Source organism: Streptomyces kanasensis, assembly GCF_043077165.1.
GTDB classification, from domain to species: domain Bacteria; phylum Actinomycetota; class Actinomycetes; order Streptomycetales; family Streptomycetaceae; genus Streptomyces; species Streptomyces changanensis.
The window spans coordinates 39,958-54,704 of record NZ_JBIBSF010000004.1; the positions used below are offsets into that span (position 1 = coordinate 39,958).

Annotated in this window: 15 protein-coding genes; 13 read left to right on the top strand and 2 right to left on the bottom strand. The window is 73.6% G+C overall.

Features of this window, described 5'->3' with window-relative positions; all coding sequences use genetic code 11:
* The first annotated feature begins 113 nt into the window (after nucleotides 1-113).
* Nucleotides 114-1,478 (top strand): Nramp family divalent metal transporter, encoded by a 1,365-nt coding sequence (locus ACF053_RS11880; RefSeq protein WP_391953742.1) that lies wholly within the window; start codon nucleotides 114-116, stop codon nucleotides 1,476-1,478.
* Between the two features lie 55 nt (nucleotides 1,479-1,533).
* Here ACF053_RS11880 and ACF053_RS11885 read toward each other — a convergent pair whose 3' ends face one another.
* Nucleotides 1,534-3,222, bottom strand: a complete 1,689-nt coding sequence (locus ACF053_RS11885) for a chitinase (protein ID WP_391953743.1) — start codon at nucleotides 3,220-3,222, stop codon at nucleotides 1,534-1,536.
* 443 nt (nucleotides 3,223-3,665) lie between these two features.
* Here ACF053_RS11885 and ACF053_RS11890 point away from each other — a divergent pair, with 443 nt between their 5' ends.
* The 12 genes from ACF053_RS11890 (at nucleotide 3,666) to ACF053_RS11945 (ending at nucleotide 13,868) form a co-directional block, all read left to right on the top strand.
* Complete coding sequence (locus tag ACF053_RS11890; RefSeq protein ID WP_391953744.1) at nucleotides 3,666-4,565, top strand: hypothetical protein; 900 nt, start codon at nucleotides 3,666-3,668, stop codon at nucleotides 4,563-4,565.
* Nucleotides 4,566-4,635: 70 nt separating this feature from the next.
* A complete protein-coding gene (gene cpaB / locus ACF053_RS11895) occupies nucleotides 4,636-5,358 on the top strand; it encodes a Flp pilus assembly protein CpaB (protein WP_391953745.1) in 723 nt (240 codons plus the stop codon).
* A gap of 16 nt (nucleotides 5,359-5,374) precedes the next feature.
* Nucleotides 5,375-6,631 carry an AAA family ATPase gene (locus ACF053_RS11900; RefSeq protein WP_391953746.1) on the top strand — a complete coding sequence of 419 codons (1,257 nt, stop codon included), beginning with the start codon at nucleotides 5,375-5,377 and terminating at the stop codon, nucleotides 6,629-6,631.
* Between the two features lie 351 nt (nucleotides 6,632-6,982).
* Nucleotides 6,983-7,300 carry a TadE/TadG family type IV pilus assembly protein gene (locus ACF053_RS11905; RefSeq protein ID WP_391953747.1) on the top strand — a complete coding sequence of 106 codons (318 nt, stop codon included), beginning with the start codon at nucleotides 6,983-6,985 and terminating at the stop codon, nucleotides 7,298-7,300.
* Nucleotides 7,301-7,524: 224 nt separating this feature from the next.
* The gene (locus tag ACF053_RS11910) at nucleotides 7,525-7,857 is read left to right on the top strand and encodes a TadE/TadG family type IV pilus assembly protein (protein WP_391953748.1); all 333 of its coding nucleotides are present in this window, start codon (nucleotides 7,525-7,527) and stop codon (nucleotides 7,855-7,857) included.
* A complete protein-coding gene (locus tag ACF053_RS11915) occupies nucleotides 7,854-9,197 on the top strand; it encodes a CpaF family protein (RefSeq protein WP_391953749.1) in 1,344 nt (447 codons plus the stop codon). Before ACF053_RS11910 ends, ACF053_RS11915 begins: the two co-directional genes overlap by 4 nt.
* Nucleotides 9,198-9,389: 192 nt before the next feature.
* On the top strand, nucleotides 9,390-10,328 hold the full coding sequence (locus ACF053_RS11920) for a type II secretion system F family protein (RefSeq protein ID WP_391953750.1): 939 nt from the start codon (nucleotides 9,390-9,392) through the stop codon (nucleotides 10,326-10,328).
* A gap of 27 nt (nucleotides 10,329-10,355) precedes the next feature.
* The gene (locus ACF053_RS11925; RefSeq protein WP_391953751.1) at nucleotides 10,356-11,243 is read left to right on the top strand and encodes a DUF5936 domain-containing protein; all 888 of its coding nucleotides are present in this window, start codon (nucleotides 10,356-10,358) and stop codon (nucleotides 11,241-11,243) included.
* Nucleotides 11,244-11,686: 443 nt separating this feature from the next.
* Complete coding sequence (locus ACF053_RS11930) at nucleotides 11,687-11,920, top strand: hypothetical protein (RefSeq protein ID WP_391953752.1); 234 nt, start codon at nucleotides 11,687-11,689, stop codon at nucleotides 11,918-11,920.
* Complete coding sequence (locus ACF053_RS11935; protein ID WP_391954092.1) at nucleotides 11,917-12,597, top strand: pilus assembly protein TadG-related protein; 681 nt, start codon at nucleotides 11,917-11,919, stop codon at nucleotides 12,595-12,597. The genes ACF053_RS11930 and ACF053_RS11935 overlap by 4 nt, the downstream gene beginning before the upstream one ends.
* 84 nt (nucleotides 12,598-12,681) lie before the next feature.
* Nucleotides 12,682-13,233: a hypothetical protein gene (locus tag ACF053_RS11940; RefSeq protein ID WP_391953753.1), complete on the top strand. Its 552-nt coding sequence runs from the start codon at nucleotides 12,682-12,684 to the stop codon at nucleotides 13,231-13,233.
* On the top strand, nucleotides 13,233-13,868 hold the full coding sequence (locus ACF053_RS11945) for an OmpA family protein (protein WP_391953754.1): 636 nt from the start codon (nucleotides 13,233-13,235) through the stop codon (nucleotides 13,866-13,868). Before ACF053_RS11940 ends, ACF053_RS11945 begins: the two co-directional genes overlap by 1 nt.
* Before the next feature lie 32 nt (nucleotides 13,869-13,900).
* Here ACF053_RS11945 and ACF053_RS11950 read toward each other — a convergent pair whose 3' ends face one another.
* The gene (locus ACF053_RS11950; protein WP_391953755.1) at nucleotides 13,901-14,461 is read right to left on the bottom strand and encodes a hypothetical protein; all 561 of its coding nucleotides are present in this window, start codon (nucleotides 14,459-14,461) and stop codon (nucleotides 13,901-13,903) included.
* Nucleotides 14,462-14,747: the final 286 nt, after the last annotated feature.

Here is a 14,747-nt window from a genome sequence, read left to right on the forward strand (position 1 = left end):
CACCGTCGGATCGTCCCTTCGGCCACGGCCAGAAGGCCTACCCCTCTTGCGCGATCACCGCGCACCCGCTTTCGTGACGTGGCACGAGTGGACGAGGGGAAGGCGGACAGCGCATGGCGGACACCGCGGACACCACGCCCGGCCGGCGGCCGGACCGCGACGGCGGGGGACCGCACCACGGCGGCCCGGCCCCGGACGGCCCCGGCCCCGACGGCGGACGGGCACCCGCGCCGCGGAAGGCGAGCTGGCGGTACATCGGGCCCGGCATCGTCGTGGCGGCCACCGGCGTCGGCGCAGGCGACCTCGTCGCCACGCTCATCGCGGGCGGCAGGTTCGGCTACACCCTGCTGTGGGCGGCCGTCATCGGCTGCCTCGTCAAGATCTCGCTCGCCGAGGCCGCGGGACGCTGGCACCTGGCGACCGGACGCACCCTCTTCGACGGCTGGCGCAGCCTCGGTGCCTGGACGACCGGCTACTTCGCCGTGTACGTCGCCATCTGGGGCTTCGTCTACGGCGCCGCCGCCATGTCCTCCAGCGCGCTGCCCCTCCAGGCGCTGTTCCCGGGCGTCATGGAACTGAAGTGGTGGGCCGTCCTGTGCGGCCTGGCCGGGCTGGCGTTCGTCTGGTTCAACCGGTACGCCGTGTTCGAGAAGGTCATGACGCTCCTCGTCGGCGTCATGTTCGTCGTCACCCTCTACCTCGCCGTGCGCGTCACCCCGAACCTCGGGCGGGCCCTCGCCGGCCTCGCGCCCGTCCTCCCCGACGGCTCGCTGATCTACACCCTCGGCCTGATCGGCGGCGTCGGCGGCACGATCACGCTCGCCGCGTACGGCTACTGGGTCAACGCCAAGGGGTGGACGGACACCTCCTGGATGAAGGTGATGCGGCTGGACAACCGCGTCGCCTACCTCACCACCGGGATCTTCGTCGTCGCCATGCTCTTCGTGGGCGCCGAGCTGCTCCACTCCTCCGGCATCGCCCTCGCCAAGGGGGACAAGGGCCTCCTCGACCTCGGCGGGGTCCTGGAGGACCGGTACGGCACGGTCACGTCCAAGCTGTTCCTCGTCGGCTTCTTCGCCACCTCCATCACGTCCCTCATCGGCGTGTGGCACGGCGTGAGCCTGATGTTCGCGGACTTCGTCGCCCACTTCCGCTCGCGCGGCGCGGCCACCCCGGGCGAGGCGGCCGCGGTCGGCGCCCGCGAGCGGTCGCTGCCCTTCCGGGCGTACCTGCTGTGGCTGACGTTCCCGCCGATGGCGCTGCTCTTCCTGGACCAGCCGTTCGGCCTGGTCATCGTCTACGGCGTGATCGGCGCGTTCTTCATGCCGTTCCTCGCCCTCACGCTGGTGTGGCTGCTGAACTCCTCCCGCACGCCCGCCGAGTGGCGCAACGGCCCGCTGAGCAACGGCGTCCTCGGCGCGGCCGGACTGCTGTTCGTGGTGCTGTGCGTGCAGCAGGTGCGCGAGCTGCCCTGGTAGGCGCGGTACGGCCCGCCCGCCGGCGACGCGGTGCGCCGGCGGGCGGGCCACCGCGTCACGGCAGGTTGTGGACGTGCGGGCCGACCGCGTTGGACCAGGCGTTCGAGGCGGTCGCGTCCCAGTTGGTGGACCAGGTCATCGCGCCGCGCAGCGACGGCCAGGTCTTCGACGGCTTGAACGAGCCGCAGCCGGTGCCGCGGGTCAGGCAGTCCAGGGCGTTCTTCACGATCGACGGGTCGACGTAGCCGCTGCCGGCGCCGCGCGGCGAGGCGGGCACGCCGAGGCCGACCTGCGAGGGGTCGAGGCCGCCCTCCAGCTGGATGCAGGCGAGCGCGGTGAGGAAGTCCACCGAGCCCTGCGCGTACACCTTGCCGTCGCAGCCGAGCATCGACCCGCTGTTGTAGTACTGCATGTTGACGACCGTGAGGATGTCCTTCACGGCGAGCGCCGTCTTGAAGTACTCGGTGCCGGTGTTCTGCATGTCGATGGTCTGTGGGGCCATCGTCAGCACCATCCCCGGGCCGGCCTTCGCCGACAGCTGGCGCAGCGCCTTCGTCAGGTAGGTGGAGTTGATGCCGTGCTCCAGGTCGATGTCGACGCCGCTGAAGCCGTACTCCTGCATCAGCGCGTACGCGCTGTTCGCGAAGGCCGTCGCCGACGCGTCGCTGTTGATGGTGACGTTGCCCTTCTCGCCGCCCACCGAGATGACCACCGACTTGCCGGCGGCCTTCTTCGCCGCGACGTCCGCCTTGAAGTCGGCGACCGAGGCGTAGCCGACGGCCGGGTCGAGGTTGAAGACGATCTGGCCGGGCGTGTTCGTCGAGTCCGCGAACGACACGGCGATGATGTCGTACTGCGCCTGCACGTCGCGCAGCTTCTGGACCTTGGCGCCGTTGTCGAAGTTCTGCCAGTAGCCGGTCAGCGCGTGCTTGGGCACGGTGGGCTGGGGGTTCGTGCCGCCGGGGGCGGTGCGGGCGGTGACGGTGGCCGACCGGGCCGACTCGCCGGCCGCGTTGGCCGCGGAGACCTGGAAGCCGTAGGAGGTGTCGGCGGCGAGCCCCGTCACGGTGGCCGAGGTGCCGGAGACGGACTGGACCCTGGCGCCGTCCCGGTAGACGTGGTAGCCGGTCGCGCCGCTGACGGGGCCCCAGCTCAGCGAGACGGACGACGGGGTCACCGCTCCGGCCGCGAGCCCGGCCGGGGGCGCGGGCACGACCGGGTCGGGGTCGCCGCTGCCGCCGCCGTCCGGCCCGAAGACCGAGACGTCGTCGACGTGGTAGGCGGCCTGCCCGTACCAGCCGTGCGTGTAGACGGTGACCGAGGTGGTGGCGGGACCCGTGGTGAAGGAGGTGGTCAGCTGCTGCCACCCGGCCGCGCCGGGCGTCCAGGTCGACACGTCGGTCGTGCCGGTGCCGGACGCGCCGAGGTAGGCGTACCCGCCCTGCACCCAGGCGCTCAGCCGGTACGTGGAGCCCGGCTTGACGGTGACGGTCTGGGAGCAGCGGGCGTTGTCCAGCCCGCCGGGCGTCGCCTTCAGCGCGCCGGTGCCCGCGTGCACGGGCGAGGTGACGACGGCGCCGCTGCCGGCGGAGCACGTCCAGCCGGTGAGGCCGGACTCGAAGCCGGCGTTCCTGGCGACGTTGCGGTCCTCGGCGGCGGCGGGGGCGGTGCCGCCGGTCAGGACGAGGCCGGACGCCACGGCGAGCGCGAGCGCGCCGCCGGTGAGCGTTCTGGTGCGGTCCACTGTGCTGCCTCCGGTGGGGGAGTGGGGAAGTGGGGTGCCGGGGTGGGGAGTCGGCAGGGGCGAGCGGGACGGTGGCCACCGTGGTGCGTGCCCGTACAAGTTGGTCCAGACCAATCTCCTTGTCAAGGTTCCCGCCCCCGCCCGGGACTCCGGCCGCGGTCCGAGGGGGCGGCGGTCGCGCGGTCCGGTCGGGTCCGGTCGGGTCCGGTCGGGCGGCCCCGCCGATCGGCCGTCGATGCCGGCGATCGGTCAACTTCCGCCGTCTTCGCCCCATTTGCGGCCGCACGCGGTGCGCAGGAACCGCCACGAGGAGTCCGAAAGCGGTTCTCCCGCCCCGCCCCCGCCGATAAAGTGCGGGGTCGGAGCACACACGGAGCAGCAGGTGTCGCGGGCGACCGCGACGCGCCGGGAACACCGGTGGCCGGACCGAACGGGGAACCAGCGTGCCGACCGCGATTGCCGTCACCAGTCCCGACCTGGTGCTGCCGCCGACCGACCACCACACCCCCGCCGCGGCCGTCCTCCCGGCCCCCGGCGAACAGCCCCTGGCCGCCGCGCTCGCCGACGTCCGCACCCTCCTCGACCAGCACGGCCACCTCATCGCGCTCTACCCGTCCTCCACGCCCGCCGACCACGTGCGCCGCCTGCACACCGTCCGCGCGCTCCTGGAGAGCGACCGCATGGCCCTGCTGCCGCTCGACCTGCCCCCGCTCGGCGTCGCCGTCCTCGCCCGCCAGCTGCGGCAGCTCTCCCTCTGCGACTTCGGCCCCGGCGTCCTCGCGACCGCCGCCCGGCTCCTCGCCCACTACGTCCACGCCGGCGCCGTCCTCAACTCCGTCGCCCGCCTCGACCGCGTCCCCGTGACGCTCAAGGCGCACGCGAAGTCCTGGATGCCCGGCTCCCAGTTCGCCGTCCTCGCCACCCCGGAGCCGCACCTCACCCGGCTCGGATCCCCGGACGACCGGCCCCTGCCCGGACCCGACTTCGCCACCCGCATGGTCGTCGCACGCGGCCCGCTCACCACCGACTGGGTCACCGGAACGCTCGCCCCCGCCTGGCGCGTGCAGGGCGTCGACGAGGTCCCGCCACCGGCCGGATCACCGGCCTGGTGGGGTACGCCCAAGCTGGTCGAGTTCGCCGCGTACCTGCCCGACCTGCCCGTCCTCCACCAACTCGTCTCGTCGGTCCGCCGCGAGACCTGCCCCTGGTGCCGCAGCGAACTCCTCGGCGACCGCTGCGGGTTCTGCTCCGCCCCGCTCGTACCGCCCCGGCCCGCGACCGGGGCGCCCGGCGGCCCGGCCGCCGCGCTCGCCCCGGGGCCCGCGATGCGGCACGCGTCGTGACCGCCCCCGGGTCAGCGCCCCCGCGTCCCCGCCCCTCCTCCGCCCGCACCCCCACGAGGTCGTCCCGCCGATGAACGCACGCCAGCGCCGTGGTGTCATCCTGCTCGTCCTGTCCGTCCTGTGCGCCCTCGGCGCCTTCGCCGGCGTCGTCGTCGTGATCAGCGACGTCCAGGCGAAGGTGGGACCGGAGGTCGCGGCGTACCGCGTCAAGGCGGACGTACCGGCCTACGCGCCGCTCCGGCCCGACCAGTTCGAGAAGATCACGATGCCCGAGCGGTGGCTCTCCACCGGCGCCGTGCGGGACCTCACCGCCGTCCGCGGCAAGATCGCCGTCGCGGAGCTCCGGAAGGGCTCGCTCCTCCAGAAGGACATGGTCGCCGACCGGCCCGCCCTGGAGAGCGGCCAGCAGGAGATCGCCATCATGATCGACGCCTCCACCGGCGTCGCCGGCAAGATCACCGCGGGGGCGCGGGTGAACATCTTCGCCACCTTCGACGACGAGGGCCGCGGCAAGAACGCCGTCGCCGAGTCCCGCCTCATCGTCGCCGGGGCCCGCGTCCTCGACGTCGGCCGGCTCACCCCGATCGACCAGCGGGGCAACGACCGCACCGGTCCCGCCGGCGGCGAGGCCGTGCCGATCACCTTCGCCCTCACCACCGCGGACGCCCAGCGCGTCGCGTACGCCGAGTCGTTCGCGGAGCACGTACGCCTCGCCCTGCTCCCCTCCGACGGCCCCGCCACCCTGAAACCCGGCGAATCGACGTACACGCTCGACGAAGACAAGAACAAGTGAGGGGACAGGCAGCCGGATGACCACTCGCGTCCTCCCCGCCGTCGGTGACCCCGACGCAGCCCGGGCCGTCGGCACGCTGCTCGGCCAGCTCCCCGACACCGAAGCGGTGCTCCCCGCGCCCGTCGGCGACTCCACCACGCTCATCGACACCCTCGCCCGGTCCGCCGCCGTCTCCGTCGACGAGATGCCCGAGGTCGTCCTCGTCCACGAACGCATCGGCCCCGTCCCGGCCCTCGACCTCATCCGCGAGGTCGCCCTCCGCTTCCCCGCCGTCGCCGTCGTCCTCCTCACCGCCGACACCGGCCCCGGCCTGTACTCGGCCGCCATGGACTCCGGCGCCCGCGGCCTCGTCGGCCTCCCCCTGTCGTACGAGGAACTCGCCCAGCGCGTTCACTCCGCCGCCGCCTGGGCGGCCGGGGTGCGCCGCCACCTCGGCCAGGGCGGCGACGGGCCGACCGGGCCGGGCGGCACCGTCGTCACCGTCAGCGGCGCCAAGGGCGGCGTCGGCACCACCGTCACCGCCGTGCAGCTGGCCCTCGCCGCCCGCGCGTCGGGCCGCAGCACCGCCCTCGTCGACCTGGACCTCCAGGCCGGGGACGTCGCCTCCTACCTCGACGTCCAGTTCCGGCGGTCCGCCGTGGACCTCGCCGCCATCCAGGACCTCACGCCCCGCGTCCTCCAGGACGCCCTGTACACCCACCCCACCGGCCTCGCCCTGCTGCTCGCCCCGGCGGACGGCGAACGCGGCGAGGAGGTCACCGACCGTTCCGCCCGGCAGATCGTCAGCGCCCTGCGCCACCGCTACGAGGTCGTCGTCGTGGACTGCGGCACCCAGATGGGCTCGGCCAACGCCGCGGCCGTGGAGATGGCCGACACGGCGCTCCTCGTCGTCACCCCGGACGTGGTCGCCGTCCGGGCCGCCAAACGGCTCGTCAGGCTCTGGGACCGGCTGCGCATCCGCAAGGCGGAGGACACCACGACCGTCGTCAACCGCCACACCCGCAACACCGAGATCCAGCCGTCGCTCGTCGAGAAGATCACCGGCACCCGGACCGCCCGCACCGCCGTACCGGCAGCCTTCCGCGAACTGCAGCCGTACGTCGACTCCGGCCGCATGCACGAACTGGAGGCCAAGTCGGCGGTGAAGCAGGCACTGTGGGCGCTCGCCGGGGAACTGGACCTCGTGAAGACCCCGGAGTCGGCCGCCGACCGGCCGGGCAGGCTCCGGGGGGACCGCGGCGCGGCCGGCCTGCGCCGCGCCCGCCGGAAGTAGCGGAGACAGGGGAGAGGGGAGGGGCGGCCCATGGGACCCGTACCCGCACGGACACCCGGCGCACGCCGCGCTGGGGGCGACCGACGCCGCGACGGGGGCGACCGACGCCGCGCCGGGGGTGGCGCGTGTGCCGGAAGTGGCGCGCGTGCCGCTACGGCTGTGGTCACCGGTGGGGCTGGGGCGGCGGGTGCGGCCGGCGTGCCGGGTGTGGTCGGGCGGTGCCGGCGGTTCGTGCGGTCCCGGTGGTCGCGGCAGTCCCGGCAGCCCCGGAGGCTCGGCCGACCCTCGCAGTCACGATGGTCACAGTGGTCACGGCGGCGGTGGCCGGTCGGCGACCGGGGCCAGGTCGCCGTGGAGTTCACCGGCCTCGTCCCCGTCGTGCTCGGCACGCTCCTCCTGCTGTGGCAGGCGACGCTCATCGGCTACACGTACGCCCTCGCCGGCAACGCCGCCGACGAGGCCGCCCGCGCCGGAGCGGTCGGCGGCGACTGCGCCGCCGCCGCGCAGTCGAAGCTCTCCGGCGCCTGGTCGGCCAGTACCTCCTGCGGGGGCGGTGGCGGCCTGGTGACCGCCGACGTGTCCCTCCAGGTCCCCGCCCTCTTCCCCGGCGCGAACCTGCCCTTCACCGTCCGGGGCCACGCGGCCGCGGCCGACGAGCGGGAGGAGTGAGGCGGATGAGGCCCCCGACCCCGACCACAGCCCCGACGCCGGCCCCGACCACAGCCCCGACACCGACGCCGACGCCGGCCCCGACCACAGCCCCGACGCCGACGCCGACGCCGACGCCGACGCCGGCCCCGGCCCCGGCCCCGACGCCGGCCCCGGCCCCGACCGCGACCCCGGCCACGGCCCCCGCCGGCCCCCGGGATCCCCGCGACCGGGGCCAAGCGGCCGTGGAGTTCGCCGGCTGGGTCGGCATCCTGATCCTCGCCGCGCTCGCCGCCGTCCAGCTCGGCATCGTCGCGTACGCCGTCCAACAGGCCGGTACGGCTTCCCGGGCCGCCGCGCGCGTCGCCTCGCAGGGCGGCGACGGCGCGTCCGCGGGGCAGGCCGCCATGAGCGGCTGGCTCGCCGACGGGGCCTCCGTCAGCGCGCCCTCCGGCGGCGAGGCCGTGACGGCGTCCGTCACCGTCTCCATCCCGGCCGTCCTGCCCCTCCTCAGCTTCGACCCGGTCACCAGGACCACCACCATGCCCGTGACCAGCAGCGAGGGAGGGACCCCGTGAGCCTGCGCGCCCGCATCACCACCCCGGAGCCGGCCGGCGGCAGGGACGGCGAGGAGAACCACCTCGTCGGCGTCTACCGCGGCAAGCTCCTGGAGGAGATCGACCTCGCCGAGATGTCGGCCCTCCCCGCCGCCGACCGCCGGGCCCGCCTCGAACGCGTCCTCGGCCACATCATCAGCCGCGAGGGCCCGGTCCTGTCCTCCACCGAGCGCGCCCAGCTCATCCGCCGGGTCGTCGACGAGGCGCTGGGTCTCGGCATCCTCGAACCGCTCCTGGAGGACGCCTCCGTCAGCGAGATCATGGTCAACGGCCCCGAGCAGGTGTACGTGGAGCGGCACGGCCGGCTCGAACGCCTCCCGATGCGCTTCTCCTCCACCGAGCAGCTCATGCAGACGATCGAGCGCATCGTCTCCACCGTCAACCGCCGCGTGGACGAGTCGAACCCCATGGTCGACGCCCGCCTCCCCTCCGGCGAACGCGTCAACGTCGTCATCCCGCCGCTGTCCCTCACCGGCCCCGTGCTCACCATCCGCCGCTTCCCCCGCGCCTTCACCCTGCACGAGATGGTCGCCCTCGGGTCGCTGGACGAGCACATGGTGATGCTCCTCGCCGGACTGGTCCGCGCCAAGTTCAACGTCATCGTCTCCGGGGCCACCGGCACCGGGAAGACCACCCTCCTCAACGCCCTCTCCGGCCTCATCCCGGACGGCGAACGCATCGTCACCATCGAGGACTCCGCGGAGCTCCGGCTCCAGCAGTCCCACGTCATCACCCTGGAGTCCCGGCCCCCCAACGTCGAGGGCAAGGGCCGCATCACCATCCGCGACCTCGTCCGCAACTCGCTGCGCATGCGACCCGACCGCATCATCGTCGGCGAGGTGCGCGGCGGTGAGACGCTCGACATGCTCCAGGCCATGTCGACCGGTCACGACGGGTCCCTCGCCACCGTCCACGCCAACAGCGCGGAGGACGCGCTGATGCGGCTCCAGACCCTGGCGTCCATGTCGGAGGTCGAGGTGCCGTTCGTCGCCATCAAGGACCAGATCAACAGCGCCGTGGACGTCCTCGTGCAGCTCACCCGGCACGCCGACGGCTCCCGGCGGATCACGGAGGTCGCGGTGCTCGACTCCCACGGCCGCGAGGAGTACCGCATCGTGACCGTCTGCCGGTTCGAGGCGCAGCCGATGGCCCCGGACGGCCGCGTGTACGGGAGGTTCACCCACCACCCGCTGCCCCGTCGGGTCGCCGAACGGCTGTACATGTACAACGAGCCCACCCCGGCGGCCTTCGGCGTCGCCCTGGACGACGCCCAACTGGCGATGCGCGGCACGGCCGCGTGACCGGGGCTGACCGGGGCCGTCCCCCGCCGCCCGCCGCCCCGTCACGCCCCGACGGACCACCGACCGGCGAAGGACCGACGACCGGACGACGAGCGGCCGACCGTCCGACGGACGACGGCAGACGACGACGAGCGACGACGACGAACGACGACGAACGACGACGGACAAGACGACGGACGAGACGACGACACGATGGACAACCTCCCGCTCCTCACCCTCGGCGTGACGCTGCTCGCCGGCGTCCTGGCCGTCGTGGGCGTCCACAGCCACGCCGCGGGCCGGGCGCAGCAGAAGGCGCTCGTGGACCGGATGACCCACACGGGCCCGGTACCGATCGCCGGCCGCGGCCGCCGGTTCCCCCGCCTGGACCGCCGGCTGCGCGCGACCAGGGCGGGCCGCCGCCTCGAACGGAAGCTCGCCGTCACCGGTCTCGACGTCACGCCCGGCGAGTACACCGTCTACGCCGCCGCGGTCCTCCTCGCCGCGTACCTCGTCGTGTCGGCCGTCTTCGCCCCGTTCTTCGGCGTCCTCGCCGTCCTCGCCGGCCTGTGGGGCGCCGACGCCTTCCTCGGCTGGCAGCGCCAGCGCCGCACCGAGGCGTTCATCAACCAGCTGCCCGAACTGACCCGCGTCCTGGCCAACGCCACGCAGGCCGGGCTCGCGCTCCGCACCGCCATCGCCATGGCCGCCGACGAGCTCGACGACCCGGCGGGCGAGGAGCTCCGCAGGGTCGCCGACCAGCTCGCCGTCGGCCACAGCCTCGACGACGCGCTCGGTGACCTCGCCGACCGGCTCCCCTCCCGCGAACTGGTCGTCCTCGTCACCACCCTCGTCCTGTCCAACCGGGCCGGCGGCCAGGTCGTCGGCTCCCTGCGCAACCTCACCGGCACGCTCGACGAGCGCAAGGAGACCCGGCGCGAGGTGACCACCCTGCTCTCCCAGGTCAAGGTGACCGCCTTCGCCCTGCCGCTGCTGGGCCTCGGCTTCCTCCTCATGATCAACGGCATGAACCCGGGCGCACTCGACAAGATGACGGGCTCCGTCGCCGGACAGGTCGGCTCGGTCGTCGCCTTCGCGCTGTACACGGCCGGCTTCGTGATGATCCGCCGCCTCTCCCGGGTGCGGGTCTGAGGCGCCGGGGAAGGAACGGAACCCGACATGGTCCTCCTGCTCGCCGCCCTGGCGGCCCTCGCGGTGTACGGCGCCTTCCACGGCGTACGCCTCTACCGGGCCGAGGCCCGGCTCCCCGGCGACCTCGCCGTCGCCCTGGAGGTGGGCGCCACCCGCACCACCGCCGTCGCCTCGGGCGTCGACCGGCTGGGCATGCGCCACGCACCGGCGGTACTGCGCCTGATGGGCCCCCGGCGGGTCGACGCCCTGCGCCGCCGCCTCGACATGGCCGGCAACCCGGGCGGCCTCACCGTCGACCGGTACGCGGCCCGCCGCGCCGTCTACGGCTCCCTCGGCGTGGCCGCCGCCCTGGCGATGCTGCTGCGCGGCCAGGTGGTCGTCGCCGCCGTCGTCCTCGCGTACGGCCTCACGTGGACCGACGTCCTGCTGCGCATCGCCATCCGCCGCCGCAGGGACGACATCGAACGCACCCTGCCGGACTTCCTCGACGTCCTCGCCGTCGTCGTCTCCGCCGGCCTCGGCTTCCGCCAGGCACTGGAGCGGGTCGCCGAGAAGTACTCCGGCCCCTGGGCCGACGAACTGCGCATCACCCTGCGGCAGATGGACATGGGCGTCAGCCGCCGCGAGGCGTTCGACCAGCTGCGCCGGCGCAACGCCTCCGAACAGGTGTCGATGTTCGTGACCGCCCTGCAGCAGGGCGAGGAACTGGGCGCGCCGATCGTCGACACGTTGATACAGATCGCCAACGACATGCGCAGGACCGACGCGCAGAACGCCCGCCGCGCCGCCGCCAAGGCCGTGCCGAAGACCACGCTCGTGGTGACGCTGGTGATGCTGCCGGCCACGATGATCCTCATCGCGCTGAGCTTCTACTACGGCTCAGGCGTCGACCTCGGCGACCTCCTGGGCGGCTGACATGGCGCACACCGGCACGTGGTCGCCGTCTGCGACCGCACACACTCCCCGCCCCGCCCGGGAGCGCGCGACGCCAACAGCCCGTCCGCGCACTGCCATCCGGCCGGAAAATCACCGAGCGGAATGTCCCGAAGACCCTTCGCTTACGCAAGCGGATGTGGGACATTCGTTGCCGAGTCAACGGCAGGCGGACGTGGGCACCCCGACCCCGCCGGGCGATCCGGCACAGTCGGGACGAAGGGGGGCAGGACGGAACGTGACCGACCACCGAATCACATCCCGGTTCCCGATTCGGTCCCACGCAGGGGCGTTGGGGCCCATGATGAAGGGGGCTCACCCTGAGTACGGCCACGCCACCACCCGCGTGACCACCGGGACGCCCCCCGCACCACGCACACCCGTCACAGAAGACCCGCACGATCCCGATCCCGGAGGGGACCGCCATGTCGAACATCGCACTGAAGGCCCTGACTCAGGCCAAGGTGTACGTGGGCACCTGGGCGAAGACCACGACGGACCACCTGAAACACCGCGCGGACCGAGGCCAGGGCGCCGTGGAGTACGTGGGCATCATCATCCTGGTCGGGGTGATCATCGCCGCGGTAGTGGGGTCGGGTATCGGCAACACCATCGCGACCGGACTGCGCACCCAGGTCAGCAAGATCATCGGCAGCTGACCGCCGAGGACCCTTTCCGTCGGGACACCGGACAGGCCTCGCCGCTGTACGTCTTCATGGTGGCGAGCCTGCTCTTCCTTGCGCTGGCGTTCTTCGCGGTGGGGCAGGCCGGCGCGACGCGCAACGGCGCGCAGTCGGCGGCGGACGCCGCCGCGCTGGCCGCGGCCAAGGAGTCGAGGGACCGGTACCGGCTGGGTGGTCTCGACGGTGACGCCCTCGGCGACCTCTTCGACGGCGTACTGGTCGGGGAGGACGGCTGCGGGGCGAGCCACGCCTATGCGGCCCGCAACGGTGCCACGGTGGAGGGCTGCGCACCACTCGGCGACGGCCGCTGGGGCTTCACGGTGACGGTGCGGTCGGCGAAGCCGGTGGGGGACACCATCCTGCCGGGTACGGAAGGACAGCATGCGGTCGCTACGGCTACCGCAGTCGTCACGCCCCTGTGCGCCTTCGAACCCGCCGAGCCGCCAGAGCCACCAGAGCCAGCAGAGCCAGCCGAGTCCTCCGAACCCGATCCGGCCGATCCGGACGAGTCCGCCGACCCGGCGGAGGGCACCGAAGACACGGACGCTCCGGCTCTCGGCTCGTTGGACTGTGACGGCACAGAGCTGGAACTGGACCCCGACGACCTTCCGGACATGGCGGACCTCTTCGAGATCCGGCTGGCCGGGAACTGACCGTGAAGGAACGCAGAAGGAATGGCACTCATGGGTAAGCGATGCAGAGCGACCACGCGTGCTGCCGTGACAGGCGTGGCGGCGGTGACGCTGTCCCTCCTGCTCACGGCCTGCGGTGGAGACGCCGGGGGTGGCGACGGGGGAGAGGGGCAGCAGGGGAAGTCGGGCAGCGTCTCGTCCGCACCCGCCGCCCCCGACGGACCGAAGAGTGGGAGCGAGGCCGAGGACTCGATCACCGACAAGACCTTGGCCACAATCAACGGTGCCGGTGGCTTCGAGCTCGTCATCCACAGCGCCGCCAGGGAGCAAGGCGGCTTCCTCACCGTCACGGGCACGCTGAAGAACACCACTTCCGGCACCCTGGACGCTCCCCTCGAATGGAACGGGGAGGAGTTGCACGTCAAGAAGACAGGACCGTCCTTCGCCGGCGCGACGCTCATCGACAAGTCGGAGAAGAAGCGGTACTACGTGCTGCGGGACACCGAGGGCTTCCCTCTGACGACGACGGGCGTGACCACCATGAAGGCGGGCGAGTCGATCGTCATCTTCGCCCAGTTCCCCGCCCCCCCGGCGACCGTCGCCCAGGTGGAGTTCCAACTGCCGAAGATGTCCCCCGCCACGATCGAGCTCTCGTGATGGGTACGCCGAGCCCAGCCCGTCGCCCCGTCGCGACGCTCCTCGCCGCGCTCGTCCTCGCCACCGCCGTCCAGCTCACCGTCCCCGCGGCCGCGCGCGCCGACGAGACGCCGAGCGTGCCGCCCGGTACGGAGTCGACGGTGCCGCCGCCCGAGGTGGACCCGACCGCGCCCGGCCTCAAGATGCGCGACGGCGCCACGCTCGCCGGCGCCAAGGTGCTGCCCATCGTCTCCATCGTGGAGTCCCAGGGGGGTGAGGAGCGGCGCGAGGAGACGAGCACCAACCTCAAGTTCGCGCTGCAGGCGGAGGTCCTCTTCGGCAAGGACAGCGCCAAGCTGACGCCCGAGGCGAACTCCCGCATCGCCGCCATCGCCGAGGAGATCAAGAAGCGGAACGCCTCCAAGATCCGCATCTTCGGCTTCACCGACAACCTCGGCTCGTCCGCCCACGGCGACGTCCTGTCGAAGCAGCGCGCGGACGCCGTCCACGGCGTGCTCTCCCCGATGCTGGCCTCCTCGAACGTCACGTACGAGATCCGCGGCTACGGCGAGCAGTACGCCATCGCCGACAACAGCACCGAGGAGGGGCGCAGGAAGAACCGCCGCGTGGAGGTCTCCTTCCCGACCGGCGGCTGACCCCTTCAGCCCTGCAGCAGCCCGTCAGCCCGTCAGGCGCCCGGCACCGCCACCTGGACGCTCGCGCTCCACTGGACGGTCGCCGGCGCCTCGACCTCCACGGCGCCCCCACCGGTGGTGGAGACCTCCATCTGTGTGGTCTCCCGGTGTACCGCGTCGCCGTCCCCGTCGCCCTTCCCGTCGCAGGCGAAGGACCAGGACGTGCCGGTGCCGACGGTGACCCGGACCCGGGGCGACGGGGGTGTACCCGGATCCGTCAGGCAGTTCACGTCCACCCAGGTCACGCCCGCGGGCAACCGGACCGTCCCCAGGTGACCGTGGCCCCGCCGCGGACCGCCCGCCGCGAGCTGCCGGTACCCCTCCCGCACCTCCGGCCGGGGCACCTGCTGCAGGGGCTTCCCGGACCGGGACGCCTCTGGCCGGGGCGGCTCCGACCGCCCGCGCGGCGACTCCGTCACCGGCGAGGGTCGCGTCCCCGCGGACACCCCGCCCCCGCCCGCACCCGCGTCCCCGCCCGCCGTGCACCCGGCGGCCGACAGGCCCGCCCCCGTCACCACCATCGCCACCACCACGGTCATCGCCCGCGTACGCATCGGTCCCCCCTTCCTGGCGCCGACCGGTCGTCGGCGCGCCCCGTCCCCGACCCAACCAGCCGCCCCCACCGGACGACAGCCCTCCGCCCCACCCTCCCGCTCGCCACCCACTCCCGCCCGCACCCGCGTCCCCGCCCGCGGGCCCCTCCGCCCCACCCCGGCCGGCGTCCCCGCCCGCGACTCCACCCGGCCCCGCCTCCCCGCCCCGCCTCGCCCCGGGCCCATCGACCCCACCCCGCCCCGCCTCGCCCCCACCCCACCGCGGCCCCCTCCCCGCCTCGCCGGG